The sequence below is a fragment of the Streptomyces sp. MnatMP-M17 genome (assembly GCF_900091995.1).
In the GTDB taxonomy this organism is placed as follows: Bacteria; Actinomycetota; Actinomycetes; order Streptomycetales; family Streptomycetaceae; genus Streptomyces.
Window position 1 is genome coordinate 1 of the sequence record NZ_FMDK01000914.1, and the last position, 1,278, is coordinate 1,278.

The 1,278-nt window shown below is 75.1% G+C and carries 1 protein-coding gene; it reads right to left on the reverse strand.

Annotated elements, in window-relative coordinates; translation table 11 throughout:
- On the reverse strand, positions 1-1,278 hold a 1,278-nt coding region (locus GA0115259_RS33325; protein WP_256098252.1), incomplete at both ends, for a helicase-related protein.

A 1,278-nucleotide genomic window follows, 5' to 3' on the forward strand; every position in this document is an offset into this window, starting at 1 on the left:
CCCCGCCCCCCCGCCGCGCGCCCACCTCGGCCGTGCCGTCCAGCAGGGCGCGGGCCAGCCGCGGGTGCAGCCCGAGGCAGGACATCCGTACGCCACGGTCCGTCGGCCGTCCGGCCTCGTCCACCGCGCCGATCGCGCTCAGTACGGAACGCGCGGCGGCCAGTGCCCCGGCAGGCGGCGGGTCCAGCAGCGCGAGACCTTCCGCCGATGGATCGCCCCAGCACGCCGCCTGGAGCGCGAAGGCCGTCAGATCCGCCACCTTGATCTCGGGCGAGGGGAAGCGGGTGAGACGGATGTCCTCGGCCTCGCTCCAGCAGCGGTAGACCGTCCCGGGAGCCTCGCGCCCGGCCCGTCCGGCCCGCTGCGCGGCGCCCGCCTGTGACACCCGTACGGTCGTGAGCGCGCTCAGCCCGCGCGCATGGTCGGTACGTGGCTCACGCGCCAGCCCCGCGTCCACGACGATCCGTACTCCGGGAACGGTCAGACTCGACTCGGCGACCGCCGTCGCCAGAACGACCCGGCGCCGGCCCGGTGAGCCCACGGGACCCGCAGCCGACACGCCCGACGAACCGGCGGGATCCGACACGCCCGAGGAGCCCGAGGAGCCCGAGGAGCCCGAGGAACCCGCCAGGACCGCGTCCTGTACCGCCGCCGGTGCCCGCCCGTGCACCTGGAGCACCTCGGCGTCCAGCTCCGCCAACTGTCCCGCCACCCGCCCGATCTCGCCCACACCCGGCAGAAAACAGAGCAAATCACCGTCCCGCTCGGCCAGCGCCCGCCGTACCACCGACGCCACATGCGTCAGCAGCACCGGATCGACCCGCATCCCGTGCGGCGGCCTCACCGGCGATCCCGGCGGCGCCCACACCACTTCCACCGGATACGAGACGTCGCGTGCCGTGACCACCGGCGCGTCGCCCAGCAGTCGCGCCCATCCGGCCGCGTTTGTCGTCGCCGAGGCCGCCACCAGCCGCAGTTCGGGCCGGAGCGCGGCCCGTACGTCCAGCAGGAACGCCGCCACCGTGTCCGCGTCGAGATGGCGCTCGTGGCACTCGTCGAGGATCACCACGTCGACTCCCGCCAGTTCCGGATCCCGCTGGAGCCGCTGGAGCAGCACTCCGGTGGTCACCACTTCCACCACCGTCGTGCGCCCTACCGCACGCTCCCCGCGCACGGTGAAGCCCACGCGCTCCCCGACTCGCTCCCCGAGCAGCCAGGCCATCCGGCGGGCCGCCGCGCGCGCCGCGATCCGCCGCGGTTCGGCGACGACCACCCGCC